The organism is Rhizobium acaciae (assembly GCF_025941625.1).
GTDB lineage: Bacteria > Pseudomonadota > Alphaproteobacteria > Rhizobiales > Rhizobiaceae > Rhizobium > Rhizobium acaciae.
Genome location: NZ_JAPCZO010000001.1, coordinates 641451 through 668426 on the forward strand (window position 1 = coordinate 641451; position 26976 = coordinate 668426).

Here is a 26976-nt window from a genome sequence, read left to right on the forward strand (position 1 = left end):
GGACAAAAGAATGGATCGCATCGTTGTCACCGGCATAGGACTTGTCTCGCCACTCGGCACCGGCGTCGAACCTGCCTGGAAGCGCCTTCTCGATGGCGGTTCGGGGCTGAGGGTGCTGGCGGAGGATATCGTCGGCGAACTCTCGGCCAAGGTCGGCGGCATCGTTCCCGGTATCGCGGAAGATGCTGAGGCCGGTTTCGATCCCGACCGTTACATCCCGCCGAAGGACCAGAAGAAGATGGACCGTTTCATCCATTTTGCCATGGCGGCAACGGAGGAAGCGGTGAGGCAGGCCGGCTGGATGCCGACCGACGAAGGCGAGCGCGAGCGCACGGCAACGATCATCGCATCGGGCGTCGGCGGCTTCCCGGCGATCGCCGAAGCGGTGCGGATCGGCGAAACGCGCGGCGTGCGGCGGCTGTCGCCTTTCACCGTGCCCTCCTTCCTCGTCAACCTCGCCGCCGGCCAGGTCAGCATCCGCTACGGCTTCAAGGGGCCGCTGGGTGCTCCGGTGACGGCGTGTGCGGCCAGCGTCCAGGCAATCGGCGACGCGGCGCGGCTGATCCGCTCCGGCGAAGCGGATGTGGCGATCTGCGGCGGTGCCGAGGCCTGCATCGACAAGGTGAGCCTCGGTGGCTTTGCCGCTGCACGTGCCCTTTCCACCGGTTTCAACGAGACGCCGGAGCTGGCGTCACGGCCCTTCGACACGGCCCGCGACGGTTTCGTCATGGGCGAAGGCGCAGGCATCCTGGTGATCGAGACGCTGGAGCACGCGCTTGCCCGCGGTGCGACGCCGCTCGCCGAACTCGTCGGCTATGGCACGGCTGCGGACGCCTACCACATGACCTCGGGCCCCGAAGACGGCGATGGCGCGCGCCGGGCGATGGAGGCAGCACTCAGGCAGGCGAAGATCCCGGCTTCGGAGGTCAGGCATCTCAACGCGCATGCGACCTCGACACCGGTCGGTGACAGAGGCGAGATCGCGGCGATCGGCACGGTTTTCGGCCGCAATGGCGGCATAACCGTCAGCGCGACGAAATCGGCGACCGGCCACCTGCTTGGCGCCGCCGGCGGCCTGGAGGCGATCTTCACCATCCTTGCGCTGCGCGACCAGATTGCACCGCCGACCCGCAACCTCGATGAGGTCGATCCAGCCGCCGACGGCATCGATATCGTCGGCAAGACGGCGCGGACGCTGGCGATGGACTACGCCATTACCAACGGTTTCGGCTTCGGCGGGGTGAATGCCAGCGCCCTGTTCCGCCGCTGGCCGTAAAGTCCACTTTCCTTGCGCTGAAAATCGCCTACACTTCTGCTCTATCGGCGATCCTTTCCCCGATAGAGCCGGAGATACACCATGCGCGCCTTCTTCGCAGTTCTTATTCTGTGTGCCGCGTCCTTCCTCTCCCCTGTCTCGGCCCGCGCCGAAGATCCGATCGACACGACGCGGACGATGATTGAGGAACAGATCAAGGCCTTCCTCAAGGACGATGCCGAGACCGCCTATTCCTTCGCCGCTCCCGGCATCCGGGCGCTGTATCCCGACAAGAACCTGTTCTTCGCCATGGTGAAGAAGAGCTACGAGCCGGTCTATCACCCCGGCAATTACGCCTTCGGGCGCAGCCGCTCGATCGACAACGGCGCGCTGATCTATCACGAGGTGCTGATTTCAGGCCGCGACGGCAAGGACTGGACAGCGATCTACCAGATCACCCGTCAGCCGGACAGCAGCTACAGGATCAACGGCGTGCAGATCATGCCGGACGCGGACAGCAAGGGCATTTGACGCGCTGTTTCCACTCTTCGGTGGAAACCCCACCGATTACACGGCTCCGTTGCAATAACGATTTCGAAATCCTCCTGGAGTAACAAAGTGCCAATGGAGGGTTGTTGCATTGGACGCTGGCAAACAATTTTTTACAGCTCTTGAGGCGTTGCGAGGAATAGCGGCTATCATGGTCATGTTCCTCCACACAGGTGGTACGCTGGGTCCGATCCCGGCGAATATCAGTTACCTTGCCGTTGACCTCTTCTTTCTGTTGAGCGGCGTCGTTCTTGCAAACTCATATGAGAATCGACTGACAGCGGGGCAGATTTCACCCACCGGGCTTCTGCTACAGCGTATCATTCGGCTCTATCCTCTTTATCTTCTTTCGCTTCCGATTGGTCTTTTCAGCTATGCGCTTAAAAACGCGTTGGACTATTCCACCCTGACGGACCTTCTGCTGAGGGCAATCCTGTTCATTCCAAGCGCAAGCCAGGAAGGTATCTTTCCCTTCAACGGGCCTAGCTGGTCGCTCTTCTTCGAGCTCTGGGCCGGAGTGCTGTTCTCCGTGCTGCTGATACGACTGTCATTCAGAAGCTTGCTGGCCATCGCCCTGGGGGCGGCGGGCATCACCATGTATGGGGCATTGCTCGCAGGTAACTTCGATATTGGTCCAGAGGCGGTCGACTTCAGATTTGGCTTTTCAAGAGTGCTGTTCTCGTTCTCGCTCGGAATCTGCCTTTACAGGTTATATGAGGTCCAGAAACCGACTACAGTCAATAACGGCAACATTAGCGGCCTTCTTCTCTGTGGTTGTTTGATCTTCATCACCAACATACCAGCCCGCATATTCTTCGGTTTCCCGTTTTTTGATTTCTTAATATGCCTCGTGGTCTTCCCGGCCATAGTCTGGCTTGCGATGCGCACGAGACAGACCGGCCTGGTCGAGCTGATATTCCGTTGGCTGGGGAGGCTTTCCTATCCGCTTTATATCCTGCATGGCCCAATCTTCAGTCTGCTGCAGTCACTGCGGCAAAAGGGCTTTGACCTTCCTGCCTCTCCGGCAGCCGGTATGGTCGTCGTAGTCGGAATTTTCATTGCGGCCGGTATCGCCGCCGTTCACTTCGACGAGCCAGTGCGCAAGAAACTTAGAATAATGGTTGCGCCAAACCCTGCATCCGCAGTCCCCGCGGTAAGCAACGCGGGGACGGAGTAGCCCTACACCGGCTCGAGATCGCCCCTCGCCCATTCCTCCTGCGTTTCCGCCATGAAATCAGCGAAGCGGCCTTCGGCGATCGCCTTGCGGATGCCCTGCATCAGTTCCTGGTAATAAGCGAGATTGTGCCAGGAGAGCAGCATGCCGCCGAGCGCCTCGTTGGAGCGGACGAGGTGGTGCAGATAGGCACGCGAATAGTCGCGCGAGGCAGGGCAGTTAGACTGTTCGTCGAGCGGGCGCATATCCTCGGCATGGCGGGCATTGCGGATGTTGACCTTGCCACGGCGGGTGAAGGCAAGGCCATGGCGGCCAGAACGGGTCGGCATAACGCAGTCAAACATGTCGATGCCGCGGGCGACCGATTTCAGGATATCATCAGGCGTGCCGACACCCATGAGGTAACGCGGCTTTTCCAGCGGAAGCACGGGCAACGTCGTTTCCAGCATCTGCAGCATGACATCCTGCGGCTCGCCGACGGCAAGGCCGCCGATCGCATAACCCTTGAGATCGAGCTGGGCCAGCGCCTCAGCCGAGCGGATGCGCAGCGCCGGGATATCGCCGCCCTGGACGATGCCGAACATCGCCTTGCCTGGCTGCTCGCCAAAGGCGACCCTGCAGCGCTCAGCCCAGCGCAGCGACATTTCCATGGCGCGCTCGATCTCCTTCGGTTCAGCCGGCAGCGCCACGCATTCATCGAGCTGCATCTGGATATCGGAGCCGAGCAGCCCCTGGATTTCGATGGAGCGCTCCGGCGACATATGGTGCAGGCTGCCGTCGACATGCGACTTGAAGGTGACGCCCTGCTCATCGAGCTTGCGCAGACCAGACAGCGACATGACCTGGAAGCCGCCCGAATCGGTCAGGATCGGGTGCTCCCAGCGAATGAGCTTATGCAGGCCGCCGAGACGGGCGACGCGCTCTGCCGTCGGGCGTAGCATCAGGTGATAGGTATTGCCGAGGATGATGTCGGCGCCGGTCTCGCGCACCTGGTCGAGATACATGGCCTTGACCGTGCCGACGGTGCCGACCGGCATGAAGGCCGGTGTGCGAATCTCGCCGCGAGGCATGGAGATTTGACCTAGACGGGCGCCGGCATCGGTCTTTTTCAGCGTGAATTGGAAGTTGTCTGTCATCTGTCTTTCCGGAAAAGAAGGCTCGCGTCGCCGTAAGAGTAGAAGCGGTAGCCCGTCGAAATGGCGTGTTTATAAGCCGCGTGCATGGTCTCGAAGCCGGCAAAGGCCGCGACCAGCATGAACAGCGTCGAGCGCGGCAGGTGGAAATTGGTCATCAGCATATCGACCGCCTTGAAGCGGTAACCGGGCGTGATGAAGATGCCGGTAGCGCCGGCCCAGGGCATGATCTCGCCGCTTTCCGCGGCTGCACTCTCGATGAGCCGCAACGAGGTCGTGCCGACACAGACGATGCGCCCGCCTCTTTCCCGCACGGCATTCAGCCGGGCGGCGATCTCGGCGCTGACATAGCCGCTTTCCAGATGCATCTTGTGATCGGCGGTATCGTCGGCCTTGACCGGCAGGAAAGTGCCGGCACCGACATGCAGGGTGACGAAATGGCGTTCAATGCCGGCCCTATCGAGCGCTTCGAACAGATCAGGTGTGAAGTGCAGGCCGGCGGTGGGGGCGGCGACGGCGCCCTCCTCGCGAGCATAGATCGTCTGGTAGTCGGCGCGGTCGCGTTCGTCCTCGGGACGTTTGGCGGCTATATAGGGCGGCAGCGGGATATGGCCGACGGCGGCGATCGCCTCGTCAAGCGCCGGGCCTGAGAGATCGAACAGCAGCGTCACCTCGCCGGCCTCGCCCTTTTCCTCGACGGTAGCGTCCAGCGAGCCGAGAAAACAGCTTTCGCCGGAATGGCCGAAGGAGATGCGGTCGCCCTGCTTGATACGCTTGCCCGGCTTGGCGAAGGCCTTCCAGCGGCTGGGGCCGGTGCGCATGTGCAGCGTTGCCGACACCTGCTGGCCGCCGGCGCCGTCGCGATGACGGATGCCCTCGAGCTGGGCGGGAATGACCTTGGTGTCGTTGAAGACCAGCGCGTCGCCAGGCCGCAGGAAGGACGTGAGATCGCCGACGCGATGGTCCGACATGTGGCTTTCCGTATTCGGATCGACGACGAGCAGACGCGCGCTGTCGCGCGGCTCGGCGGGCCGCAACGCTATGCGTTCGTCGGGCAGATCGAAATCGAAAAGGTCTACGCGCATCAGGGCACTTTCAGGCAAAGCGAAACCCGCCCCGCGCAGCTATGCGCAAGAGCGGGTTTCAGCAGAAATCACAATCAGACGTCGGCGGCAACCCGCATGGAGACGATCGAGTCCGGATCGGAAACCGGCTCGCCGCGCTTGATCTTGTCGACGTTGTCCATGCCTTCGATGACCTGGCCCCAGACGGAATACTGCTTGTTCAGCCAGGGCGCGTCGGTGAAGCAGATGAAGAACTGCGAATTGGCCGAGTTCGGGTTCTGCGAACGGGCCATCGAGCAGGTGCCGCGCGTATGCGTGGTCGCAGAGAATTCAGCCTTCAGATCGGGCTTCGAGGAGCCGCCCATGCCGGCGCGGCTGGGATTGAAGGTTTCCGAGCCCTTCTTGCCGAATTCGACGTCGCCCGTCTGGGCCATGAAATCCTGGATGACGCGGTGGAAGACGACGCCGTCATAGGCCTTCTCGCGGGCGAGTTCCTTGATGCGGGCGACATGCTCGGGGGCAACCTGCGGCAAAAGCTGAATGACAACCTTGCCCTTGGTGGTTTCCAGAATGACGGTGTTTTCGGGATCCTTGATCTCGGCCATTATCTTCTCCTCTAGTTTTCTCTCTTAACTTACTTCTTGCCCAGGGTGACCTTGATCATCCGGTCCGGGCTTTTAACTTCGCCGTTCTGGCCTTCACCCTTCTTGATCTTGTCGACGTTCTCCATGCCGGAAACGACCTTGCCGACGACGGTGTACTGGCCGTTCAGGAAGGAGCCGTCGGCGAACATGATGAAGAACTGCGAATTGGCGGAATTCGGATCCTGCGAGCGGGCCATGCCGACCGTACCGCGCACGAACGGCGTCTTGGAGAATTCAGCCGGGATGTCAGACATATCCGAGGAGCCGGTGCCGGCAAGGCTCGCGTCGAAGCCCTTTTCCATGTTGCCGTATTTAACGTCGCCGGTCTGAGCCATGAAGCCATCGATGACGCGATGGAAGGCGACGTTGTCGTATTCGCCCTTCTTGGCCAGCGCCTCGATCTGGGCGACATGCTTCGGCGCCATCTCAGGCATGAGCTGGATGACAACAGGGCCATCCTTCAGCTGGATGGTGAGATAATGATCGGCCGACTGGGCGAAGGCATCCCCCGCGAAGGAGGCGAGATACAACACGCCGGCAAATGCGAGATAAAAGAGTTTCATATGAGCTCCATTGCGGCGGGTTCCGCCTAGTCTTTGCGCTTGCTAGTTTGGGCGCTTGGATGTGAGGGCTTGCAAGACGGCGGCCGGCACGAAAGCGCTGACATCGCCGCCCATGGCGGCGATCTGGCGGACCAATGTGGCGGTAATGGGCCGCGAGGCCGTGCCCGCCGGCAAAAAGATGGTCTGGATATCGGGCGCCATCGTCCTGTTCATGCCGGCCATCTGCATTTCGTAATCAAGGTCGGTGCCGTCGCGAAGACCGCGGATCAACAGCGTGGCACCATGGGTGCGGGCGGCATCGACGACCAGATTGTCGAAGGCGACGACGGCGATGTCGCCGGTCTTGCCGGGCAGCGCTTCAGCCAGAGAACGGCGAATCAGCTCGGCTCTCTCTTCGAAGGAGAAGAGCGGCGCCTTGCCGGGATGGATGCCGATCGCGACGATCACCTTTTCGGCGACGTTGAGCGCCTGGACCAGAACATCCACATGCCCATTGGTGATCGGGTCGAAGGACCCCGGATAGAAAGCTGTCGTCATGTGGCCCGACCGTTGGTTTGACGCCTTTTGTCACGGATGACGCCTTCTCGCAAGTGATTTGCCCACCTCCGGCTAGAGCCTTTCCGGGTTAGATTGAAGCATTCTGTTGGCTCAAACGGAGTCGGATGGTCGACCGGCCGGCGCGCGTCGTAGCCCAACTCTACGGCCAAGCCGGCCGGCCCGTTTCAGCCAACCTTCCCGCAGATTTGCCTGGCAAATTTGCAAGACTCAGAATCGCCGGGCGCACCTATCGCTTCGCCATGGCGAAGCGGTGCGGCCGGTGGGCCGGGCATCTTTCCGCCAGGGCAGAGGCGATCGGCTCGGACGTACCAAGGGTATGCCCTTCGCCAATCGCCTCTGCCCTGACGAATACCTGCTCCGGCAGAATGCTTCAATCTAACCCGGAAAGGCTCTACAGCGCCGCGCGTCTTTTCAGACGCGGAAAGGACGTTATGCGCCGGGCGGTTAAACGGCGGATGAATGGCCCGTTCAAGACCGTTTCAGACAGGTTCTGCTTAACTCCGATCATCAAAGCAGCCGATGCCATTCCGGCATCCGGCGCTCCCCGAAAGACCAGGTCCATGCTGATCGTGCTCGTTGCACTTGCCGTCGTTTCCTCCCTCGCCGCCGAGATGGCTTATGGCTATTTCGCCGATCGATACGAGATGAGCTGGGTGCGGCCGGAGCTTGCCGAGCATGCGGCGATCGTGCGCGCTCAGGGCCGGCTGCGTGAAAAAAAGAGCTTCGAATCTGAATGCCAGATGAACGAGACATTCAAGGTCGCTTCAGATCGGCATTGGTAAACACCCGATCAACATCCGGCGGAACCATTTACAGACGGATGCGTTCATTCAACCGATACATAGATGCGGCGCGGAAGGAATAAAAATGCCCGGCAAGATTACGATGATTAACGTGCTCTGGATGGTAATGGTCACGGGCATGCTGACCGCAACTGTCGCTCTCTATGATCAGAAGGTCGATACGTCCAAGGTTTATGGTCCCTATGCTTCGGCCCGGACGGCCGTGCTGGGCCAGTACTGAGGGGCGAGAACGCAACTCCCCAGGAAAGGAATGCCTATGTTCACGATCTTGACAATGCTCACCGCCCTCATCAGCGTCATGTTCATCGTGTCTGTGGCCTCGACGATTTCAGCGCTCCGGCGCGAAGACGAAGAGGTGAAGGCTCTGAACGAAAAACATAGAGCGTTCTGACGTTCCTTTCTCTCCTCTTCCCACCCTTGAGCGGCACCCTTCCGTCGCCAGGGCCATTCAAAGCCGGATGCACCCAGCGTCCGGCTTTTTCTTTGGATGCAGTCCTCAACCATCATCCGGTTTGAAAAGAAGAAGGGCGGCTTGAAAAGAAAAGGGCGGCATGAAGCCGCCCCGTTCATTTGATCATTCCTCGGCAGGCCCGGCCGGATCGCCATCGGCAATCGGCGCGTCGTCACCGGTACCTTCGCCGGCAGCACCCTCGTCGGTAGCGGGGGCGTCTTCGGCGACCTCGACAGCCTCTTCCGTCTCATCCTCCTCCGGCTCGCTGATGCGCTCGACCGAGACGACCTTCTCGTCCTTGGCCGTCGAGAAGATGGTGACGCCCTTGGTGGCGCGGCTGGCAATACGGATGCCGCCGACCGGCACGCGGATCAGCTGACCGCCATCGGAGACCAGCATGATCTGGTCGCCGTCATCGACCGGGAAGGCCGCGACCAACTCGCCGATCTCGCCGGTCTTCGACGTGTCGGTGGCGCGGATGCCCTTGCCGCCGCGACCGGAGATACGGAAGTCATAGGAGGAAGAACGCTTGCCGAAGCCCTTTTGGGAGACGGTGAGCACGAATTGTTCGCGTGCTCTCAACTCGTCATAGCGCTCGTCGGAGAGCTGTCCCTCCTCGGTGACTTCTTCACCGACCAGCGCAATATCCTCTTCGTCCACGCCCGTCGCCCGGCGTTCGGTGGCGGAACGCTTGAGATAGGCAGCACGCTCCCACGGCTCGGCATCGACATGACCAACGATCGTCATGGAGATGATGCGGTCGCTATCGCCGAGATTGATGCCGCGCACGCCGATCGAGTTGCGGCCGGCAAAGACCCGGACGTCGTCGACGGAGAAGCGGATGCACTGGCCGAGCGCCGTCGTGAGCAACACGTCGTCATTCTCAGTGCAGGTCTCGACGGAGAGGATCTCATCGCCCTCCTCTTCGAGCTTCATGGCGATTTTGCCGTTGCGATTGACCTGGACGAAGTCCGACAGCTTGTTGCGGCGAACCGTGCCGCGCGTCGTCGAGAACATGACGTCGAGATTGTCCCAGCTCGTCTCGTCCTCGGGCAAGGGCAGGATGGTGGTGATGCGCTCGCCGGGCGCGAGTGGCAGCATGTTGATCAGCGCCTTGCCGCGCGAGGTTGGCGTGCCGATCGGCAGGCGCCAGACCTTCTCCTTGTAGACGATGCCACGCGAGGAGAAGAACAGCACCGGCGTATGGGTGTTGACGACGAATAGCCGGCTAACAAAATCCTCGTCGCGGGTGGTCATGCCGGAGCGACCTTTGCCGCCACGCCGCTGGGCGCGGTAAGTGGTGAGCGGCACGCGCTTGATATAACCGAGATGCGAGACGGTGACGACCATGTCCTCGCGGGCGATCAGATCCTCGTCATCCATTTCGAGACCGCCATCGACGATCTCGGTGCGGCGCGGCGTGCCGAACTCGTCGCGGACGGCGATGAGTTCATCCTTGACGATGGTCTGGATGCGGACGCGCGAGGAGAGAATATCGAGATAATCCTTGATTTCCTCGCCGATCTTGTTGAGTTCGTCGCCGATTTCGTCGCGGCCAAGCGCCGTCAGACGGGCAAGGCGCAGTTCGAGGATGGCGCGCGCCTGCTCTTCCGACAGATTGTAGGTGAGATCGTCATTGATGCGATGGCGCGGATCGTCGATCAGACGGATCAGGCTTTCGACATCTTCCGCCGGCCAGCGGCGGGTCATCAGCTCTTCGCGGGCCGACTGCGGATCGGGCGCCTGACGGATGACGCGGATGACCTCGTCGATATTGGCGACGGCAATGGCGAGACCGACCAACACATGGGCCCGGTCACGCGCCTTGCGCAGCAGGAATTTCGTTCTCCGGCTAACGACTTCTTCGCGGAAGGAGACGAAAGCGCGCAGCATGTCGAGCAGCGTCAGCTGTTCGGGCTTGCCGCCGTTCAGCGCCACCATGTTGCAGCCGAAGGAGGTCTGCAGCGGCGTATAGCGATAGAGCTGGTTGAGGATGACCTCGGCATTGGCATCGCGCTTCAGCTCGACGACGACGCGATAACCCTGGCGGTCGGATTCGTCGCGCAGATCGGAGATGCCTTCGATGCGCTTGTCGCGCACCAGCTCGGCCATCTTCTCGATCATCGTCGCCTTGTTCACCTGGTAGGGAATCTCGGTGATGATGATCTGCTCGCGGTCACCGCGCATCGGCTCGATGGCAGCGACACCGCGCATGATGACGGAGCCGCGGCCGGTCTCGTAGGCCGAGCGGATGCCGGCACGGCCGAGGATCTTCGCACCCGTCGGGAAATCGGGACCGGGAATGATCTGCATGAGTTCCGGCAGCTCGATTGCCGGATCGTCGATCAGCGCGATGCAGCCGTCGATCACTTCGGAGAGATTGTGCGGCGGTATGTTGGTCGCCATGCCGACAGCGATGCCGCCGGCGCCGTTGACGAGCAGGTTCGGGAATTTGGCGGGCACCACGACCGGCTCGGAAAGCGTGCCGTCGTAGTTGTCGCGGAAATCGACGGTTTCCTTGTCGAGATCGTCGAGCAGCGAGTGGGCCGCCTTTTCGAGGCGGCATTCGGTGTAACGTTCGGCCGCCGGCGGATCGCCATCGACCGAGCCGAAATTGCCCTGACCATCGATCAGCGGCAGACGCAGCGACCATGGTTGCGCCATGCGGGCGAGCGCATCATAGATCGCGGAATTGCCGTGCGGATGGAATTTACCCATCACGTCACCGGTGACGCGGGCGCATTTGACGTATTTCTTGTTCCAGTCGATGCCGAGCTCGGACATGCCGTAGAGGATGCGCCGGTGCACGGGCTTGAGGCCGTCGCGCACGTCGGGCAGCGCGCGGCTGACGATGACGCTCATGGCGTAATCGAGATACGACCGCTGCATTTCCTCCATGATGGAGATGGGCTCGATGCCTGGCGGGAGCTTCCCGCCGCCGGGGGGTGTTTGCTCAGTCAAAACAGATCACGATCTCTTCTAGAATCACTTGAAGATTTATAGCGGAAAGCCTGTTGCCGCGCCAATTTCACAGCGCGTTTTGAACAGGCTTTTGCGGCTTAAAAGGGTAAAACATGCAAGTTGCGCGGCCGGACCGGACAAATCCGCCGCGGCCCGCCGCGGGATATTTGCCAAATCGAAATCCCCGCTTCACAATCATAAAAACCACGCACCCATATGGGGTTCCGGAGAGCCGATGGCAAGCGCCGACCAATTGATCAACGCCTTCACGACGCTGCTCGTCACCATCGACCCACCGGGGCTTGCGCCGATCTTTCTGGGCCTGACGACAGGCATGAGCCGAACCGAGCGCAAGCAGGTGGCGCTGCGTGGCTCGGTCATCGCCTTCATCATCCTTGCCGTCTTCGCGCTGTTCGGCGCAGGCGTTCTCGGCGTGCTCGGGATTTCGATCGGCGCCTTCCGCATCGCCGGCGGGCTGCTGCTGTTCTGGATCGCCTTCGAGATGGTGTTCGAGAGGCGGCAGCAGCGCAAGGAGAAGGCGACCGAGGCGGCGATCACCAAGGATCATATCGAGAATATCGCCGTCTTCCCGCTCGCCTTGCCGCTGATTGCCGGCCCGGGCGCGATCTCGGCGACGATCCTGCTGGCCGGCACGCTGGCCACCTCGATCGGGAAAGCCCAGCTGATCGGCGTCATTGCCGCCAATCTGCTGCTGACCTTCGTCATGCTGCTCATCGCCGAAAGGCTGGACCGTTTCCTCGGCGTCACCGGCCGGGCGATCCTGACACGGCTCCTCGGCGTCATCCTCGCCGCCCTTGCCGCACAATTCGTCGTCGATGGCGCGAAGTCGGCGTTCAATCTGATCAGCGCGACGCCGCATTGAAAATGCGGTCGCCTACCCGGGCTTGAATCATCTGCCGCGAAATCAAAGAAAAAGAGCATGACGCCATCCAAGGCATCATGCTCTCTCACGTCTTTCACAAAACCAGGAAAGGCTACCGATCAGAACGGGATGTCGTCATCGAGATCCCGCGAGAAGTTGCCGCCGCCACCGCCGCGGCTCGGCGATGAGGCGGGAGCCGGGGCGCCGTAATCGTCGCCATAATCGTTGCCGCCACCGGCACTGCCACGGCCGCCGCTCGCACCGCCGCCTTCACCGCGGCCGTCGAGCATCGTCAGCGTCGAACCGAAACCCTGCAGCACCACTTCCGTGCTATAGCGGTCCTGGCCCTGCTGGTCCTGCCACTTACGGGTCTGCAGTTGGCCTTCGATATAGAGCTTGGCGCCCTTCTTCACATATTGCTCGACGACCTTGCAGAGGCCCTCGTTGAAGACGACGACGGTGTGCCATTCGGTTTTCTCACGGCGTTCGCCGGAATTGCGGTCGCGCCAGGTCTCCGAGGTCGCGATACGAAGATTGGCGATCGGCCGGCCATCCTGAGTGCGGCGGATTTCGGGGTCTGCACCGACGTTTCCAATCAGAATTACCTTATTCACACTACCAGCCATGCTTCTCACCCTACCTTCCGCCCTGCCCGGCGGCGTTTAATCGATCGGCGCACCTTAAACCATCACGGACCGCCGATGCGCATGGGCGACATTTAATCCACATGTTTATCCATCAGAAAGCCGCATGCATCCATCAGGAATTTTGTTCTTTATTTGTTCTAGTTTATCCGTATGATCCTGTCAACAGAATCGAAAACCTTGAGCCCTTGCGGATATTCAGCCTCGACTCGCCCGTCGGCATCACTAAATAAGGGCTGTCATCCAGAAAACCAAAGCAGAGACGATGAGCGAACTGAAGACGATCTCCATCCGCGGCGCGCGCGAGCATAATCTCAAGAGCATCGATCTCGATCTGCCGCGTAACAAGCTGATCGTCATGACCGGGCTTTCGGGTTCCGGCAAATCCTCGCTCGCCTTCGACACGATCTATGCCGAGGGCCAGCGGCGCTATGTCGAGAGCCTGTCGGCCTATGCCCGGCAGTTTCTCGAGATGATGCAGAAGCCCGACGTCGACCAGATCGACGGGCTGTCGCCGGCAATCTCGATCGAGCAGAAGACCACCTCGCGCAATCCGCGCTCGACGGTCGGCACCGTCACCGAGATCTACGACTATATGCGCCTGCTCTTTGCCCGCGTCGGCGTTCCCTATTCGCCGGCGACCGGCCTGCCGATCGAAAGCCAGACCGTCAGCCAGATGGTCGACCGAATCCTCGATTTCGGCGAGGGCACCCGTCTCTATATCCTCGCGCCGCTCGTGCGCGGGCGCAAGGGCGAATACAAGAAGGAACTGGCGGAGCTGATGAAAAAAGGCTTCCAGCGCGTCAAGGTCGACGGGCAGTTCTACGAGATCGCCGAGGCGCCGGTGCTCGACAAGAAATACAAGCACGACATCGACGTGGTGGTCGACCGCATCGTCGTGCGCTCGGATGTCTCGGCGCGCCTGGCCGACAGCCTGGAGACCTGCCTGAAGCTTGCCGACGGGCTGGCGGTCGCCGAATTCGCCGACAAACCGCTGCCGCCGGAAGAGACGTCGGCGGGTGGCTCGGCCAACAAATCGCTGAACGAGACGCATGAACGCGTGCTGTTTTCGGAGAAATTCGCCTGCCCTGTCTCGGGCTTCACCATTCCCGAGATCGAGCCCAGGTTGTTCTCCTTCAACAATCCCTTCGGCGCCTGCCCGACCTGCGACGGCCTCGGCGCCCAGCAGAAGATCGATCCGGATCTGATCGTGCCTGAGCCCGAGCGGACGTTGCGCGACGGGGCGATCGCGCCCTGGGCCAAGTCGACCTCACCCTATTACAACCAGACGCTGGAAGCGCTCGGCAAACATTACGGCTTCAAGCTCGGCACCCGTTGGAACGATCTTTCCGACGAGGCCAAGGACGTCATCCTCAACGGCACCAGCGACAAGATCGAATTCCATTATGCCGACGGCGCCCGCTCCTACACGACGCAGAAGAATTTCGAGGGCATCATCACCAATCTCGAGCGCCGCTGGAAGGAGACCGATTCCGCCTGGGCGCGCGAGGATATCGAGCGCTTCATGTCGGCCGCCCCCTGCCCTTCCTGCAACGGCTTCCGCCTGAAGCCCGAGGCCTTAGCGGTGAAGATCGACACGCTGCATATCGGCGAAGTGACCGGTATGTCGATCCGCATCGCCCGCGACTGGTTCGAGACGCTGCCGGCAAGCTTCAATGCCAAGCAGAACGAGATCGCCGTGCGCATCCTCAAGGAAATCCGCGACCGGCTGCGCTTCCTCAACGATGTCGGCCTGGAATATCTCAGCCTGTCGCGCAATTCCGGCACGCTGTCGGGCGGTGAAAGCCAGCGCATCCGGCTCGCCTCGCAGATCGGTTCGGGACTGACGGGCGTGCTTTACGTGCTCGACGAACCGTCGATCGGCCTGCATCAGCGCGACAATGCCCGGCTGCTCGACACGCTGAAGCACCTGCGCGACATCGGCAACACCGTCATTGTCGTCGAACATGACGAGGATGCGATCCTGTCGGCCGACGACGTGGTCGATATCGGCCCGGCCGCCGGCATTCACGGGGGCGAGGTCATCGCACACGGCACGCCGCAGGATATCATGGATAATCCGAAGTCGCTGACCGGCAAATATCTCTCCGGCGAACTCGGCGTTCCCGTTCCCGACGAGCGCCGCAAGCCGAAGAAGGGCCGCGAGATCAAGGTGGTCGGCGCGCGCGGCAACAATCTGAAGAATGTCACGGCGTCGATCCCGCTCGGCGTGTTCACGGCGGTGACCGGCGTTTCCGGCGGCGGCAAATCCACCTTCCTGATCGAAACGCTGTATAAATCGGCAGCAAGGCGCGTCATGGGCGCGCGTGAAAACCCGGCCGATCACGACCGCATCGACGGCTTCGAGCACATCGACAAGGTGATCGACATCGACCAATCGCCGATCGGCCGCACGCCGCGCTCGAACCCAGCGACCTATACCGGCGCCTTCACGCCGATCCGCGACTGGTTCGCCGGCCTGCCGGAGGCCAAGGCACGCGGCTACCAGCCGGGCCGTTTCTCCTTCAACGTCAAGGGCGGGCGCTGCGAGGCCTGCCAGGGCGACGGCGTCATCAAGATCGAGATGCACTTCCTGCCCGATGTCTACGTCACCTGCGACGTCTGCCACGGCAAGCGCTACAATCGCGAGACACTCAACGTCACCTTCAAACAGAGGTCGATCGCCGACGTGCTCGATATGACGGTGGAGGAAGGCGTCGATTTCTTCGCGGCGGTGCCTGCGGTGCGCGACAAGCTGCAAGCGCTGAAGGATGTCGGTCTCGGCTATATCAAGGTCGGCCAGCAGGCAAATACGCTTTCCGGCGGCGAGGCACAGCGCGTCAAGCTTGCCAAGGAGCTGTCGAAACGCTCGACGGGGCGCACGCTCTACATTCTCGATGAACCGACGACCGGCCTGCATTTCCACGACGTCGCCAAGCTGCTCGAAATGCTGCACGAACTGGTCAACCAGGGCAATTCGGTGGTGGTGATCGAGCACAATCTCGAAGTCATCAAGACGGCCGACTGGGTGCTCGATTTCGGCCCCGAAGGCGGCGACGGCGGCGGCGAGATCGTCGCGACCGGCACGCCCGAAGCGATCGTCAAGGAAAAGCGGTCCTATACCGGACAGTTCCTGAAGGAATTGCTGGAACGGCGGCCGGCGAAGAAGGCGGTTGCGGCGGAATGACGATGAGGCCAGCGTCGCCCGATGATCTGGAAACGATCGCGACGCTGACGTCAGCCGCTTATCGGCCCTATAGCGAACTCTTCGGCGCTCCGCCGATGCCGGTGACGGAGGATTACGCGCCGCGGATCGAACGCGGCGAGGTCTGGCTGCGCGAGATCGGCGGGCAAACGGCCGGCCTGGTGGTCGTCGAGCAGCACTCCGATCACCTCATGCTGTTCAGCATCGCGGTCTCGCCGGCGTTTCAGGGTGCCGGGCATGGACTGGCGATGCTGCGCTGGCTGGAAGGCAAGGCACGGGAATGGGCCGTGCCGGAGATCCGGCTCTACACGAATGCGCGGATGGAGCGGAATATCGCGCTCTACAGCACCTTCGGATTTCAGGAAACGGGTCGCCGGCCGAACCCTTATCGGCCAGGATGGACGCTCGTCGATATGACGAAAGAGATCGATGCGGCCTGAGCGGCTGCGAATGGGGAGGACGACATGACGAAATCCGGCACTATCCGCACCGGCATCGGCGGCTGGACCTTCGAGCCTTGGCGCGGCCATTTCTTTCCCGAGAGCCTGAAGCAGAAGGACGAGCTGAATTATGCCAGCCGCCAGCTGAAGGTCATCGAGGTCAACGGCACCTATTACAGCACGCAGAAGCCTGCGGTTTTTGCCAAATGGGCGGCTGACGTGCCCGACGGCTTCATCTTCTCGCTGAAGGCGACACGTTTCGTCACCAATCGGCGGGTGCTTGCCGAAGCCGGTGAATCGATGGAGCGGTTTCTGTCATCGGGCATCAGCGAACTCGGCGATCATCTCGGGCCGCTGCTGTGGCAGTTCGCGCCGACGAAGAGGTTCGATGCACACGATTTCGAGGCCTTCCTGAAGCTGCTGCCGGCAAAACAGGATGGGCTGGCGCTCCGCCACGTGGTCGAGGTGCGGCACGATTCCTTCAAGGTGCCGGAGTTCGTGGCGCTGCTTTCGAAATACGGCGTGGCTCCTGTTTGCGCTGAACATTTCGAATATCCGATGATCGCCGACGTGACGGCCGATTTCGTCTATGCGCGGCTGCAGAAGGGCTCGGACGATATTCCGACCTGCTACCCGGAAAAGGACCTGAAGGCCTGGGCAGGCCGGCTGGAGACCTGGGCCGAGGGCAAGGTTCCTGATGACCTGCCGCTGATCGATGGAGATCGCAAGGTGAAGACCGAGCCACGCGACGTCTTCGCCTTCATGATCCATGAGGGCAAGGTCAATGCGCCGCACGGGGCGATCGCCCTGCAGCAGGCGCTGGCGAAATAGGCTTGGCTTGCCCGCCGATACCGGCAAGCGTCATTTCTTCCCGTTCGCCAGCGCCTCTTTCCGGCGGCGCGGCAGGAGCGATTTGAGGTACCGCCATAGTGGCGAAACGGCGTAGCCTGCGACCGGAATTGCGATCAAGCCGGCGACGATCCCGACGATGCCCGCTCCCGCGGCCTCGACGATCCAGCTAAGCACCGATGCCAGAGCGGGAATGGCATGCGCCGTCGCCTCGCCGGCATCATGGATCAGATGCGCAAGGCCACTGACGCCATAGGCTTCGAGGCCATGAACGATGATGCCGCCGCCGACCCAGATCATGGCGGCTGTTCCGACAATGCCGAGTACTTTCAGAAAATAGGGCATGCCCGTGACAAGCCCTTTCCCTATCGAACGCATGAAGGCGCCCATCGGAGATGCCGCCTGCACACGCGCCAGCATCAGACCCAGATCGTCGGCCTTCACGATAAGCGCCACACCGCCATAGACCAAGACCGTGATGCCCAACCCAACGACGGCAAGGATGACGGCCTGCGTGAACATGCTGCCTGACGGCACTGCGGCGAGCGTAATCGCCATGATCTCGGCCGACAGAATGAAATCCGTCTTGATTGCGCCGGCAACCTTCTCGTCTTCTATCGATTTGGCATCGAGGCTTGTCGTCTCGAGTGCCGATTCATGGGCATGGGCTGCATGCGGCATCACCAGTTCGTAGACTTTTTCCACACCCTCGTAGCAGAGATAAAGCCCGCCAATCATCAGCAGCGGCGTGATCGCCTGCGGTGCGACAAGGCTCAGGATCAGTGCTGCCGGAAGCAGGATCAGAAGCTTGTTCTTCAGCGAGCCGAGCGCGATCTTGCCGATGATCGGCAATTCGCGTGCTGCCGAAAATCCGGTGACATAACGGGGTGTGACGGCCGCATCGTCAATGACGACGCCAGCCGCTTTCGCGCCTGCCTTGGCCGCCTGGCCGGCAATATCGTCGAGCGACGCCGCAGCCACCTTGGCCAATGCCGCGATATCATCAAGAAGGGCGATCAGGCCAACACTCATTCGAGCCTCCGTTGGGAAGACAAACTTACGCAGTAAAAAACGGAAAGCCCGTCGATGAGACGCGGAATCCTCCGCCGGGAAGATGCCACGCAAGGATCGGGACGACAATGGCCGTTATTCAACTGGTCTAGCGGAGGACAGAGCTGCCGTTCCCGTTTCTGCGAAGCCCACGACAAATCGCTCTGCCGGTTCACGGATTTCGCCCCTCGTCGATGCGGATCAGCGTCTCCGCCCGTTCGACGGGGCAGAGAAGCGCCAGGATTGAAAGAGTTAGAGCGTCCTTTGCGCATCCCAAAGGACGCACGGGACGCTAAAGCGGCAGTACCTCGGCTGCAAGCTGCTCCGCCGTCAGCCCCTTGCCGGCGCGTTGGCCGGCCTCGCCGTGCAACCAGACGCCGGCAGCTGCGGCCTCGAAGGCCGGTAGGCCCTGGGCGAGCAAGCCGCCGATGATGCCGGCAAGCACGTCGCCGGAACCGGCAGTGGCAAGCCAGACGGGAGCGTTGGTATTGATGAGCGCACGTCCGTCGGGTGCTGCGATGACGGTATCGGCGCCTTTGTAAATGATCGCGGCATTGGCGCGACGGGCGGCGGCCACAGCCTTATCCACCTTGCCGAGCGCATCATCGCTGCCGATATCGGGAAAGAGCCGCGCGAATTCGCCCTCGTGCGGCGTCAGCACCAGACGCGGCTCACCCCGGAAAAGATCAAACAGCTGTTGCGGATCGTCCTTGAACGAGGAAATGCCGTCGGCATCGAGCACCAGATGACGATCGGCAAGGGCCGAGACGAAGCCGCGCGCCCTGGCGCCGATGCCGAAACCGGGGCCGAGGACGAAGGTCTGCAGCCGCGTGTCGGAGAGCCAGTCGCCGAGGTCGGCCTCGTCGTCGATGGCATGCAGCATGACGGCGGTGAGATGCGCGGCATTGGCTGCCATCGCCGCGCGGGGGGCGGCGATCGTCACCAGGCCGGCGCCGGCCCTCAGGCCCGAGATCGCCGACATGCGCGCGGCACCGGTCTTGTCGGCCTCGCCTGAGAAGACGACCAGATGACCGCGCTTGTATTTGTGGGTTTCCAGGTGCTCGGCCGGCCGCGCACTCTTCCAGGCATCCGGCGTGTTCTCGGCGATGACACCGCCCGCCTCGGCCTTGATGATGCGGGCGGGAATGCCGATGTCGAAGACCTCCAATTCACCGCAAAGCTCCCTGCCCGGCATCAGGAGATGGCCGGGCTTGCGGGTCATGAAGGTGATGGTATTGCAGGCCCGGAAGGCCGCACCCAGCACCTTGCCGGTGCGACCATCGAGGCCGGAGGGCAGATCGATGGCGAGCACGGGAATACCGGCCTCGGTGACGCGCTCGATCAGCGCGTGCACATCGGCCGGCACCGCGCGGCCAAGCCCCGCCCCGAACAGGCCATCGATGACGACGTCGCCGGTTTCCGGCCGATAGAGGTCGAGTTCCTGTCCCTTGAGCGCGCAGCTCATGCGGGCGCGGGCGGCATCGCCCTTCAACCTCAGCGGATCGCCGAGGTGGAAAAGCGCCACCCTCGCCCCGCTCTCATGCAGATGGCGGGCTGCTACATAGGCGTCGCCACCATTGTTGCCGGGTCCGCAGAGTATGACGAAACGCAACGCTCCGGGATAAAGGCGCAGAGCAGCAGCTGCGACCGCGGCACCTGCCCTCTCCATCAAGCCGAAGGAGTCGATGCCGGATGCGGCAGCGGCCGCATCGATGGCGGCCATTTCGGCAGGCGTGAGAAGAAGGTCGGACAGATGTTTGCTCATCATCCTATTCAATCAAAAAACGCCTAAAAAACAACCGCCTGAAACATCAAAGAGAAGGACTCAATTTAGGCATTTGCCTATATTTTCACCTCAGCGTGACGTGTATTCGCAGTTGCGAAAATACATGACTTTTTCCGTTTCGGATGTGATTTTGATCGGAGACAATGTTTTTCTACCTGTTCTACCACCAAAACCACATAGAATTCCCCGCAAACGCGCCGGTTTTGACAGAATCGACGTGTTTTTTCGAGAAGATGGATTTCAAACTGGCACGATATCTGCATCATATCCCGCGAGCGGGAAAATTCCTGCCATAACAAGAGAAGCGGAGAGACATTTTCTCATGAAAAAGATCGAAGCGATCATTAAGCCTTTCAAGCTGGACGAAGTGAAGGAAGCCCTTCAGGAAGTTGGCCTGCAGGGTATCACGGTCACGGAAGCCAAGGGTTTCGGCCGTCAGAAGGGCCACACGGAACTCTACCGCGGAGCTGAATACGTCGTCGATTTCCTGCCGAAGGTCAAAGTCGAGGTCGTATTGGCCGACGAGAACGCGGAGGCCGTTATCGATGCGATCCGCAAGGCGGCGCAGACCGGCCGCATCGGCGACGGAAAGATCTTCGTCTCCAACGTCGAAGAGGTTATCCGCATCCGCACCGGCGAGACCGGCATCGATGCCATCTGACCACTTTGCCAATCGCGCAAAGTCCGTTACCGTCACCGCCGACCTACACCGTCATCGCAAATCGGAGGAAACTCATTAATGGCGACCGCAAGCGAAATTCTGAAGCAGATCAAGGAGAACGACATAAAGTTCGTCGATCTGCGTTTCACCGACCCGAAGGGCAAGCTGCAGCATGTGACGATGGACGTTGTCTGCGTCGATGAGGACATGTTCGCCGACGGCGTGATGTTCGACGGTTCCTCGATCGGCGGCTGGAAGGCCATCAACGAGTCCGACATGGTGCTGATGCCCGACCCTGAAACGGTGCATATGGACCCATTCTTCGCTCAGTCGACCATGGTCATCGTCTGCGACATCCTCGATCCGGTCTCCGGCGAGGCCTATAACCGCGATCCGCGCGGCACCGCCAAGAAGGCCGAAGCCTACCTCAAGGCATCCGGCATCGGCGATACGGTCTTCGTCGGCCCTGAAGCCGAGTTTTTCGTCTTCGACGACGTCAAGTACAAGGCCGATCCCTACAATACCGGCTTCAAGCTCGATTCGACCGAACTGCCGTCGAACGACGATACCGATTACGAGACCGGCAATCTCGGCCATCGCCCGCGCGTCAAGGGCGGCTACTTCCCGGTTCCCCCCGTCGACAGCGCCCAGGACATGCGTTCGGAAATGCTGACGGTGCTCTCCGAAATGGGCGTCGTCGTCGAAAAGCATCACCATGAAGTCGCTGCCGCCCAGCACGAACTCGGAATCAAGTTCGATACGCTGGTGCGCAACGCCGACAAGATGCAGATCTACAAATATGTCGTGCACCAGGTGGCCAACGCCTACGGCAAGACGGCGACCTTCATGCCGAAGCCGATCTTCGGTGACAACGGCTCGGGCATGCATGTGCACCAGTCGATCTGGAAGGGCGGCAAGCCGACCTTTGCCGGCGACGAATATGCCGGCCTTTCCGAGAGCTGCCTGTTCTATATCGGCGGCATCATCAAGCATGCCAAGGCGATCAACGCTTTCACCAATCCGTCGACGAACTCCTACAAGCGTCTCGTCCCGGGTTACGAAGCCCCTGTGCTGCTGGCCTATTCGGCTCGCAACCGCTCGGCTTCCTGCCGCATTCCGTTCGGCTCCAACCCGAAAGCCAAGCGCGTCGAAGTCCGCTTCCCGGATCCGACCGCCAACCCCTATCTCGCATTTGCCGCCATGCTGATGGCCGGCCTCGACGGCATCAAGAACAAGATCCATCCCGGCAAGGCCATGGACAAGGATCTCTACGACCTGCCGCCGAAGGAATTGAAGAAGATCCCGACCGTCTGCGGCTCGTTGCGCGAAGCGCTCGAAAGCCTCGACAAGGACCGCAAGTTCCTGACGGCCGGCGGCGTCTTCGACGACGACCAGATCGATGCCTTCATCGAGCTGAAGATGGCTGAGGTGATGCGTTTCGAAATGACGCCGCATCCGGTCGAATACGACATGTACTATTCGGCCTGATCGGGCCTGAACACAGAAAGTCCCGGTCCGCCGGGGCTTTCGCCTCCCAGGTCATGAACGGCAAATGGCGAGGATATGACGTTCATGTGACGAACCCGCGCAAAAATCTTGATTTGCGCGCACCAATCACCAAATTTGGTGATGAAAGGAAGTCGTACCATGAAAGAAAGAGTAGCAAAGTTCAGTATCGGCGAAGTGGTTCGGCACAAGGTGTTTCCGTTTCGCGGCGTCATCTTCGACGTTGATCCGGAGTTCGCGAATACGGAGGAATGGTGGAATTCCATTCCCGCCGAGGTGCGCCCGAGCAGGGATCAGCCCTTCTATCACCTGCTCGCCGAGAATGACGAAAGCGAATATGTCGCTTATGTCTCCGAGCAAAACCTGATGAACGACGAAAGCGGCACGCCGCTTCGCAACCCGCAGATCTACCAGATTTTCGATCAGGCCCCGTCAGGGCAGTTCAAACCCAAGATGAGCTTCGCCCACTAGCTCCCTCGTGCCGATCGTTGAATCAAGGCCTCGCTTCTCCCGGCGAGGCCTTTTCTTTGCGCAACAAAAAACCCGGCGCGAAGCCGGGTTTCTGTTTCAAAGAAAGCAGCAGGATTACTGCGCCTTGGCTGCCTTCTGGGCGTCTTCCAGCTTCTTGCGGGCTTCTTCGGCCTTCTTCTGCATGCCTTCCTGGAGGCTGCGCTGGCTTTCGGCGAGCTTGGATTCGGAAACCGGTTCGCCGTCATAAGCGCCGGTGAAGCCTTCAAGCGAGATCTTGATCGGGTTCGGGGCCCGGCGGAAGTTGATCGAGGTGAAGATCACGTCGCTGCCCTTCTTGAGGCTGGCGATCATCGCGTCGGTCAGCGGAATTTCGGCGGTGCACTTGTCCGGCAGGCAGACAGCGTAGTCGAGCTTCTGGCCCTTGCCGCCATCGATCTGCATCATGACGCCGGGAGGAACCAGGCGTGCCGTGGGAACCGAGACCTGCAGGAGCTTGCGGTTGATCTTGCCGGAAACCGAGATCAGGCCGACGGCCGTGACGAGTTGGCCGCCATTGGCGAGGATCAGGTTCTGGACAACACAGATGTCGTTGTCTTCCTGCTTGCTGCAGGTCTTGTACCAGCCGAGCTTCGGCGCTCCTGCGGCCTGTGCCGGCGCATCGGCCGGAGCCGGTGCCGCCGCATCCTGCGCGAAGGAGGAGACCGGAGCCGAAGCGCCGAACACCACTGCCAGAACGGACAGTGCTGCCCGCATTTTCTTTTCAGACTTGAACATCATAACGAATTCCGTCTCCTGATATCCGTTCGGGGCAGCGGTTTGCCACCCCAACCATCGGGTCGTTCGGCACTCCACCTCTTAAAAAAATAAGGCAAATGCATGACCCCGAAACTTCGGGTTCACCTGTTACATCGCAGCGTTCAAGATATCCAGCTTTTCTTTGGCAATTTGAGGTGCATTTCGTCGCGATGCCAAAGAAATCGCCGCTCTGTGTTGGAATCAGTCGACCCCATGATAATCTTGACGTGAATCATGCCCCGTTTTCACGGACAAGGATTGCCGAATGCTCCGGATTGTCGTCCCCCTCTTCCTCTCGCTGCTGTGCGGTACTGTCGCTGCCGAGCCGCTGCATGGCATCGCGATGCACGGCGAGCCGGCTTTGCCGCCGGACTACAAGCACTTCCCTTACGTCAATCCCGACGTGAAAAAGGGCGGCAAGATCACCTATGGCGTCGTCGGCACCTTCGATAACCTCAACCCGTTCATCCTGAAGAGCATGCGCACGACGGCGCGCGGCATGTGGGATCCGGATTATGGCAATCTCGTCTACGAATCGCTGATGCAGCGCTCCAGGGACGAGCCCTTCACCCTCTACGGCCTGCTGGCCGAAACGGTCGAATGGGACGACGACAGGAGCTTCATCCAGTTCAACCTCAATCCGAAGGCGAAATGGGCCGATGGCCAGCCGGTGACGCCCGAGGATGTGATGTTCACCTTCGAGCTGATGCGCGACAAGGGTCGCGTGCCCTTCGCCAACCGCCTCAACGTCGTCGCCAAGATGGAGAAGGTCGGCGAGCGCGGCGTGCGATTCACCTTCAACGACAAGGCCGACCGCGAGACGCCTTTGATTTTCGGCCTGTTCCCGGTGCTGCCGAAACATGCGATCGATCCGGCAACCTTCGACCGTTCCTCGCTGACGCCCCCGGTCGGCTCCGGTCCCTACAAGGTGAAGACGGTGAAGCCCGGCGAGAGCATCACCTATGAGCGCGATCCGAATTACTGGGGCAAGGACATTCCCGCCAAGGTCGGCACCGACAATTACGACCAGATCACCGTCCAGTATTTCCTGCAGGACACGACGCTGTTCGAGGCCTTCAAGAAGGGCGATGTCGACATCTATCCCGACGGCAATCCCGGTCATTGGGCCAATGCCTATAATTTCCCCGCCGTCACCTCGGGGGCTGTGGTCAAGGACGTGTTCACGCCGAAACTGCCGAGCGGCATGCTCGGCTTCGTGTTCAATACGCGCCGGCCGATCTTTGCCGATCCAAAGGTGCGCGAAGGCCTGTCGCTGGTGTTCGATTTCGAATGGGCGAACAAGAACCTTTATTCCGGAGCCTATAAACGCACGCAGAGCTTCTGGCAGAATTCCGAGCTGTCGAGTTTCGGCGTTCCCGCCAATGCAGCCGAGCTTGCCCTGCTCGGGCCGATCAAGGACAAGATCGCGCCGGAGATTCTCGACGGCACCTACAAGCTGCCGGTCACCGACGGTTCCGGCCGTGACCGCAATGTGCTGAAACAGGCCGTCGAGCAGTTGAAACAGGGCGGCTATACGATCCAGGGCGGCAAGATGCTCAATGCGTCCGGCCGCCAGCTCGCCTTCGAGATCATGACGCAGAATGCCGACCAGGAGAAGCTCGCCGTCGCCTATCAACGCTCGCTGCAGGCGATCGGCATTGCCGCTTCGATCCGCACGGTCGACGATTCGCAATACCAGAGCCGGACGAACAGCTTCGACTACGACATGATCATGAAGTCCTACACGTCCTCGCTATCGCCTGGAAACGAACAGCTCGGCCGCTGGTCTTCGGCCGCCAAGACCCGCGAGGGCAGCGACAGTTTCGCGGGCGCTGCCGACCCCGATCTCGATACGTTGATCGATCACCTGCTCCGGGCGCGGTCGGCGGAGGATTTCACCGCGGCGGTGCGCTCCTACGACCGGCTGCTGCTGTCCAGCCATTACGTGCTGCCGCTCTATCATATGGGTCAGCAATGGGTGGCGCGCAGCAAACGCATCGGCCATCCCGACACGGTGCCGCTCTATGGCTATCAGCTGCCGCTATGGTGGGATACGAGCGCCCAATAAGAAGCAGCCGAACCACCCCGGCTTGAATGTCTCCCTTGGAGACGCGCAGAATAAGGAAAATCATCATGGAGCGTATCACCATCGACGTCGTCTCGGATGTCGTCTGCCCCTGGTGCTATCTCGGCAAGGCGCGGCTGGAACTCGCCATCGCCGAGGTGCAGGACCAAATCGGCGTCGACATCAACTGGCGGCCGTACCAGCTCAATCCCGACTACCCCAAGGAAGGCGTCGATCAGAAGAAGGCGCTGGCGGAGAAGCTCGGCGGCGAGGAGCGCGTGGCGCAGGCACACAAGATGCTCACCGATTACGGCCGCGAAGTCGGCATCGCCTTCGATTTCGAGGCGATCAAGATCGGCCCGAACACGCTCGATGCGCATCGGCTGATCCACTGGGCGATGATCGAAGGACGCGAGAAGCAGGACAAGGTCGTTGCCGCGCTGTTCAAGGCGAATTTCGAAGAAGGCCGCAATATCGGCGACCATGCTGTGCTGCTCGATATCGCCGAAAAATCAGGCCTCAACCGCTCGGTCATCGCCTCGCTGCTTGCCTCCGATGCCGATCGCGATCTGATCGTCGCCGAGATCAAGGCGGCCCAGGAGATGGGCGTCAACGGCGTGCCGTTCTTCATCTTCGATCAGCAATATGCCGTCAGCGGCGCACAGACGCCTGACGTATTGGCGAACGCGCTGCGCGACATCGCCAAGGCGAAAACCGAGGCGCGGTCGGGGCTGAACTGACGTCGCCGGCCATGCCGATCGAGATTGAACAACTGCGGTAGAGCTGTCCACGAGAGCCAGCCATAGGGTTTATATTTTCAAGCACGACTTGGCGCGAACATGAGTGGCGCCAAAGCGAAGCGTCAAGAGATTTACATAGTTGGTTCCAGCGGGGACTATAACTGGGAATTTTCAAACTGGGACAGGCTGCAATCAAATGGACGTGGGCTCGGCCTCAATTATGGGGGAGCTCCGTGGCCCGATAGTATGCTTGATTTGCCGCGCGGCCCATGGCGGATCCCTGATTACATCGAAACACCAAAACTGATCGTTGATCAAAAGCGAAAGATGAAAGACCTCTATTCGGTCGAGTATTTTCTTTTCGTCTCCGAAAAAATGAGGGGTTACTCGATCAATTCGCTGCAAAGTCCTGCGAATATATGTTGTGCGATACCGAGTTTGCTGACGGAAAACCCGGCCCGGCAATCTGTGCAGCGTTGTCGATTCATACCGGAACGCCGTAGACTTGGAGAAATCTGAAATTCGCGTCAGCAAATGGGGCACGTATTTGATATCCGGCGGAGCTAATTGGCAATTTTTGCCTGCGATCCTCAATGGTGCGCACCTATTCCGCTTGGTCGAGTGTGCGGACTTAACCCTTTGCGATCAAACATTTAAGGACATTTGTAAAAGCCAGGATATCAAAGGTGTTTCTTTCCGACAAGTTGGCTTTTTGCAGAAATAGTA

At 60.7% G+C, this 26976-nt stretch carries 27 protein-coding genes; 17 read left to right on the top strand and 10 right to left on the bottom strand.

What is annotated here, in order from left to right; all coding sequences use genetic code 11:
* Positions 1-10: 10 nt before the first annotated feature.
* From fabF to OLZ32_RS03245, 3 genes are all read left to right on the top strand, one after another.
* Positions 11-1276 (top strand): beta-ketoacyl-ACP synthase II, encoded by a 1266-nt coding sequence (gene fabF / locus OLZ32_RS03235; RefSeq protein WP_264395539.1) that lies wholly within the window; start codon positions 11-13, stop codon positions 1274-1276.
* 81 nt (positions 1277-1357) lie between these two features.
* Entirely contained in the window at positions 1358-1786 is a 429-nt protein-coding gene (locus OLZ32_RS03240) for a DUF4864 domain-containing protein (protein ID WP_264395540.1), read from the top strand.
* 109 nt (positions 1787-1895) lie between these two features.
* Positions 1896-2981 carry an acyltransferase family protein gene (locus OLZ32_RS03245; RefSeq protein ID WP_032987249.1) on the top strand — a complete coding sequence of 362 codons (1086 nt, stop codon included), beginning with the start codon at positions 1896-1898 and terminating at the stop codon, positions 2979-2981.
* A 2-nt stretch (positions 2982-2983) separates the two neighbouring features.
* Here OLZ32_RS03245 and tgt read toward each other — a convergent pair whose 3' ends face one another.
* From tgt to coaD, 5 genes are all read right to left on the bottom strand, one after another.
* Positions 2984-4114, bottom strand: a complete 1131-nt coding sequence (gene tgt / locus OLZ32_RS03250) for a tRNA guanosine(34) transglycosylase Tgt (protein WP_017988329.1) — start codon at positions 4112-4114, stop codon at positions 2984-2986.
* Positions 4111-5196 carry a tRNA preQ1(34) S-adenosylmethionine ribosyltransferase-isomerase QueA gene (gene queA / locus OLZ32_RS03255; protein WP_264395541.1) on the bottom strand — a complete coding sequence of 362 codons (1086 nt, stop codon included), beginning with the start codon at positions 5194-5196 and terminating at the stop codon, positions 4111-4113. Before queA ends, tgt begins: the two co-directional genes overlap by 4 nt.
* Before the next feature lie 74 nt (positions 5197-5270).
* The gene (locus OLZ32_RS03260; RefSeq protein ID WP_003539661.1) at positions 5271-5780 is read right to left on the bottom strand and encodes a peptidylprolyl isomerase; all 510 of its coding nucleotides are present in this window, start codon (positions 5778-5780) and stop codon (positions 5271-5273) included.
* Between the two features lie 29 nt (positions 5781-5809).
* A complete protein-coding gene (locus OLZ32_RS03265; protein ID WP_264395542.1) occupies positions 5810-6382 on the bottom strand; it encodes a peptidylprolyl isomerase in 573 nt (190 codons plus the stop codon).
* Positions 6383-6424: 42 nt separating this feature from the next.
* A complete protein-coding gene (coaD, locus tag OLZ32_RS03270) occupies positions 6425-6919 on the bottom strand; it encodes a pantetheine-phosphate adenylyltransferase (protein WP_130762253.1) in 495 nt (164 codons plus the stop codon).
* 125 nt (positions 6920-7044) lie between these two features.
* Here coaD and OLZ32_RS39315 point away from each other — a divergent pair, with 125 nt between their 5' ends.
* From OLZ32_RS39315 to OLZ32_RS03285, 3 genes are all read left to right on the top strand, one after another.
* On the top strand, positions 7045-7722 hold the full coding sequence (locus OLZ32_RS39315) for a hypothetical protein (RefSeq protein ID WP_264419554.1): 678 nt from the start codon (positions 7045-7047) through the stop codon (positions 7720-7722).
* An 85-nt stretch (positions 7723-7807) separates the two neighbouring features.
* Positions 7808-7963, top strand: coding sequence for a hypothetical protein (locus OLZ32_RS03280; protein ID WP_003539654.1), 156 nt, complete (start codon positions 7808-7810; stop codon positions 7961-7963).
* 36 nt (positions 7964-7999) lie between these two features.
* Complete coding sequence (locus tag OLZ32_RS03285) at positions 8000-8134, top strand: hypothetical protein (protein ID WP_003539648.1); 135 nt, start codon at positions 8000-8002, stop codon at positions 8132-8134.
* Between the two features lie 183 nt (positions 8135-8317).
* On the opposite strand, the gene gyrA is transcribed toward OLZ32_RS03285, so the two are convergent.
* The gene (gene gyrA, locus OLZ32_RS03290) at positions 8318-11155 is read right to left on the bottom strand and encodes a DNA gyrase subunit A (protein ID WP_264419555.1); all 2838 of its coding nucleotides are present in this window, start codon (positions 11153-11155) and stop codon (positions 8318-8320) included.
* A 235-nt stretch (positions 11156-11390) separates the two neighbouring features.
* On the opposite strand from gyrA, the gene OLZ32_RS03295 reads away from it, so the two are divergent.
* Positions 11391-12038 (top strand): MarC family protein, encoded by a 648-nt coding sequence (locus OLZ32_RS03295; RefSeq protein ID WP_003539645.1) that lies wholly within the window; start codon positions 11391-11393, stop codon positions 12036-12038.
* 119 nt (positions 12039-12157) lie between these two features.
* Here OLZ32_RS03295 and OLZ32_RS03300 read toward each other — a convergent pair whose 3' ends face one another.
* Positions 12158-12664 carry a single-stranded DNA-binding protein gene (locus tag OLZ32_RS03300; RefSeq protein ID WP_003539632.1) on the bottom strand — a complete coding sequence of 169 codons (507 nt, stop codon included), beginning with the start codon at positions 12662-12664 and terminating at the stop codon, positions 12158-12160.
* A gap of 283 nt (positions 12665-12947) precedes the next feature.
* Here OLZ32_RS03300 and uvrA point away from each other — a divergent pair, with 283 nt between their 5' ends.
* From uvrA to OLZ32_RS03315, 3 genes are read left to right on the top strand one after another with little or no spacing between them, the layout of a single operon-like run.
* A complete protein-coding gene (gene uvrA, locus OLZ32_RS03305) occupies positions 12948-15869 on the top strand; it encodes an excinuclease ABC subunit UvrA (protein WP_264419557.1) in 2922 nt (973 codons plus the stop codon).
* Positions 15866-16327: a GNAT family N-acetyltransferase gene (locus OLZ32_RS03310; RefSeq protein WP_264419558.1), complete on the top strand. Its 462-nt coding sequence runs from the start codon at positions 15866-15868 to the stop codon at positions 16325-16327. The genes uvrA and OLZ32_RS03310 overlap by 4 nt, the downstream gene beginning before the upstream one ends.
* Positions 16328-16351: 24 nt before the next feature.
* On the top strand, positions 16352-17158 hold the full coding sequence (locus OLZ32_RS03315; RefSeq protein ID WP_264419561.1) for a DUF72 domain-containing protein: 807 nt from the start codon (positions 16352-16354) through the stop codon (positions 17156-17158).
* A gap of 30 nt (positions 17159-17188) precedes the next feature.
* On the opposite strand, the gene OLZ32_RS03320 is transcribed toward OLZ32_RS03315, so the two are convergent.
* Positions 17189-18208: a DUF808 domain-containing protein gene (locus OLZ32_RS03320; RefSeq protein WP_003539628.1), complete on the bottom strand. Its 1020-nt coding sequence runs from the start codon at positions 18206-18208 to the stop codon at positions 17189-17191.
* Between the two features lie 310 nt (positions 18209-18518).
* The gene (locus OLZ32_RS03325; protein WP_264395545.1) at positions 18519-19991 is read right to left on the bottom strand and encodes an NAD(P)H-hydrate dehydratase; all 1473 of its coding nucleotides are present in this window, start codon (positions 19989-19991) and stop codon (positions 18519-18521) included.
* Between the two features lie 343 nt (positions 19992-20334).
* Here OLZ32_RS03325 and OLZ32_RS03330 point away from each other — a divergent pair, with 343 nt between their 5' ends.
* The 3 genes from OLZ32_RS03330 to hspQ all read left to right on the top strand — a co-directional run bounded on the left by OLZ32_RS03330 (position 20335) and on the right by hspQ (position 22650).
* The gene (locus OLZ32_RS03330) at positions 20335-20673 is read left to right on the top strand and encodes a P-II family nitrogen regulator (protein ID WP_003539626.1); all 339 of its coding nucleotides are present in this window, start codon (positions 20335-20337) and stop codon (positions 20671-20673) included.
* A 78-nt stretch (positions 20674-20751) separates the two neighbouring features.
* Positions 20752-22161 carry a type I glutamate--ammonia ligase gene (gene glnA, locus OLZ32_RS03335; protein WP_264419563.1) on the top strand — a complete coding sequence of 470 codons (1410 nt, stop codon included), beginning with the start codon at positions 20752-20754 and terminating at the stop codon, positions 22159-22161.
* A 159-nt stretch (positions 22162-22320) separates the two neighbouring features.
* The gene (gene hspQ, locus OLZ32_RS03340; RefSeq protein ID WP_003539613.1) at positions 22321-22650 is read left to right on the top strand and encodes a heat shock protein HspQ; all 330 of its coding nucleotides are present in this window, start codon (positions 22321-22323) and stop codon (positions 22648-22650) included.
* Positions 22651-22764: 114 nt separating this feature from the next.
* Here the strand turns inward: hspQ and OLZ32_RS03345 are convergent, their stop codons facing one another.
* Positions 22765-23427, bottom strand: a complete 663-nt coding sequence (locus OLZ32_RS03345) for an invasion associated locus B family protein (protein ID WP_264395546.1) — start codon at positions 23425-23427, stop codon at positions 22765-22767.
* A 283-nt stretch (positions 23428-23710) separates the two neighbouring features.
* Between OLZ32_RS03345 and OLZ32_RS03350 the strand changes: the two genes are divergently transcribed.
* From OLZ32_RS03350 to OLZ32_RS39320, 4 genes are all read left to right on the top strand, one after another.
* Positions 23711-25513, top strand: coding sequence for an extracellular solute-binding protein (locus tag OLZ32_RS03350; RefSeq protein WP_264395547.1), 1803 nt, complete (start codon positions 23711-23713; stop codon positions 25511-25513).
* Between the two features lie 65 nt (positions 25514-25578).
* Positions 25579-26250, top strand: a complete 672-nt coding sequence (locus OLZ32_RS03355) for a DsbA family oxidoreductase (protein WP_264419565.1) — start codon at positions 25579-25581, stop codon at positions 26248-26250.
* Positions 26251-26349: 99 nt separating this feature from the next.
* Positions 26350-26769: a hypothetical protein gene (locus OLZ32_RS03360; protein WP_264395549.1), complete on the top strand. Its 420-nt coding sequence runs from the start codon at positions 26350-26352 to the stop codon at positions 26767-26769.
* Positions 26756-26974, top strand: coding sequence for an imm11 family protein (locus OLZ32_RS39320; protein WP_406646905.1), 219 nt, complete (start codon positions 26756-26758; stop codon positions 26972-26974). Before OLZ32_RS03360 ends, OLZ32_RS39320 begins: the two co-directional genes overlap by 14 nt.
* Positions 26975-26976: the final 2 nt, after the last annotated feature.

Coding starts and splice junctions, on each gene's coding strand:
- OLZ32_RS03300 (WP_003539632.1), bottom strand. CDS start 12,664: ATGGCTGGTAGTGTGAATAAGGTAATTCTGATTGGAAACGTCGGTGCA.
- OLZ32_RS03315 (WP_264419561.1), top strand. CDS start 16,352: ATGACGAAATCCGGCACTATCCGCACCGGCATCGGCGGCTGGACCTTC.
- coaD (WP_130762253.1), bottom strand. CDS start 6,919: ATGACGACAGCTTTCTATCCGGGGTCCTTCGACCCGATCACCAATGGG.
- uvrA (WP_264419557.1), top strand. CDS start 12,948: ATGAGCGAACTGAAGACGATCTCCATCCGCGGCGCGCGCGAGCATAAT.
- tgt (WP_017988329.1), bottom strand. CDS start 4,114: ATGACAGACAACTTCCAATTCACGCTGAAAAAGACCGATGCCGGCGCC.
- OLZ32_RS03320 (WP_003539628.1), bottom strand. CDS start 18,208: ATGAGTGTTGGCCTGATCGCCCTTCTTGATGATATCGCGGCATTGGCC.
- OLZ32_RS03330 (WP_003539626.1), top strand. CDS start 20,335: ATGAAAAAGATCGAAGCGATCATTAAGCCTTTCAAGCTGGACGAAGTG.
- OLZ32_RS03325 (WP_264395545.1), bottom strand. CDS start 19,991: ATGAGCAAACATCTGTCCGACCTTCTTCTCACGCCTGCCGAAATGGCC.
- OLZ32_RS03240 (WP_264395540.1), top strand. CDS start 1,358: ATGCGCGCCTTCTTCGCAGTTCTTATTCTGTGTGCCGCGTCCTTCCTC.
- OLZ32_RS03260 (WP_003539661.1), bottom strand. CDS start 5,780: ATGGCCGAGATCAAGGATCCCGAAAACACCGTCATTCTGGAAACCACC.
- OLZ32_RS03295 (WP_003539645.1), top strand. CDS start 11,391: ATGGCAAGCGCCGACCAATTGATCAACGCCTTCACGACGCTGCTCGTC.
- OLZ32_RS03285 (WP_003539648.1), top strand. CDS start 8,000: ATGTTCACGATCTTGACAATGCTCACCGCCCTCATCAGCGTCATGTTC.
- queA (WP_264395541.1), bottom strand. CDS start 5,196: ATGCGCGTAGACCTTTTCGATTTCGATCTGCCCGACGAACGCATAGCG.
- OLZ32_RS03355 (WP_264419565.1), top strand. CDS start 25,579: ATGGAGCGTATCACCATCGACGTCGTCTCGGATGTCGTCTGCCCCTGG.
- hspQ (WP_003539613.1), top strand. CDS start 22,321: ATGAAAGAAAGAGTAGCAAAGTTCAGTATCGGCGAAGTGGTTCGGCAC.
- OLZ32_RS03360 (WP_264395549.1), top strand. CDS start 26,350: ATGAGTGGCGCCAAAGCGAAGCGTCAAGAGATTTACATAGTTGGTTCC.
- OLZ32_RS03265 (WP_264395542.1), bottom strand. CDS start 6,382: ATGAAACTCTTTTATCTCGCATTTGCCGGCGTGTTGTATCTCGCCTCC.
- OLZ32_RS03345 (WP_264395546.1), bottom strand. CDS start 23,427: ATGATGTTCAAGTCTGAAAAGAAAATGCGGGCAGCACTGTCCGTTCTG.
- OLZ32_RS03350 (WP_264395547.1), top strand. CDS start 23,711: ATGCTCCGGATTGTCGTCCCCCTCTTCCTCTCGCTGCTGTGCGGTACT.
- fabF (WP_264395539.1), top strand. CDS start 11: ATGGATCGCATCGTTGTCACCGGCATAGGACTTGTCTCGCCACTCGGC.
- OLZ32_RS39315 (WP_264419554.1), top strand. CDS start 7,045: ATGGTCGACCGGCCGGCGCGCGTCGTAGCCCAACTCTACGGCCAAGCC.
- OLZ32_RS03280 (WP_003539654.1), top strand. CDS start 7,808: ATGCCCGGCAAGATTACGATGATTAACGTGCTCTGGATGGTAATGGTC.
- OLZ32_RS03310 (WP_264419558.1), top strand. CDS start 15,866: ATGACGATGAGGCCAGCGTCGCCCGATGATCTGGAAACGATCGCGACG.
- glnA (WP_264419563.1), top strand. CDS start 20,752: ATGGCGACCGCAAGCGAAATTCTGAAGCAGATCAAGGAGAACGACATA.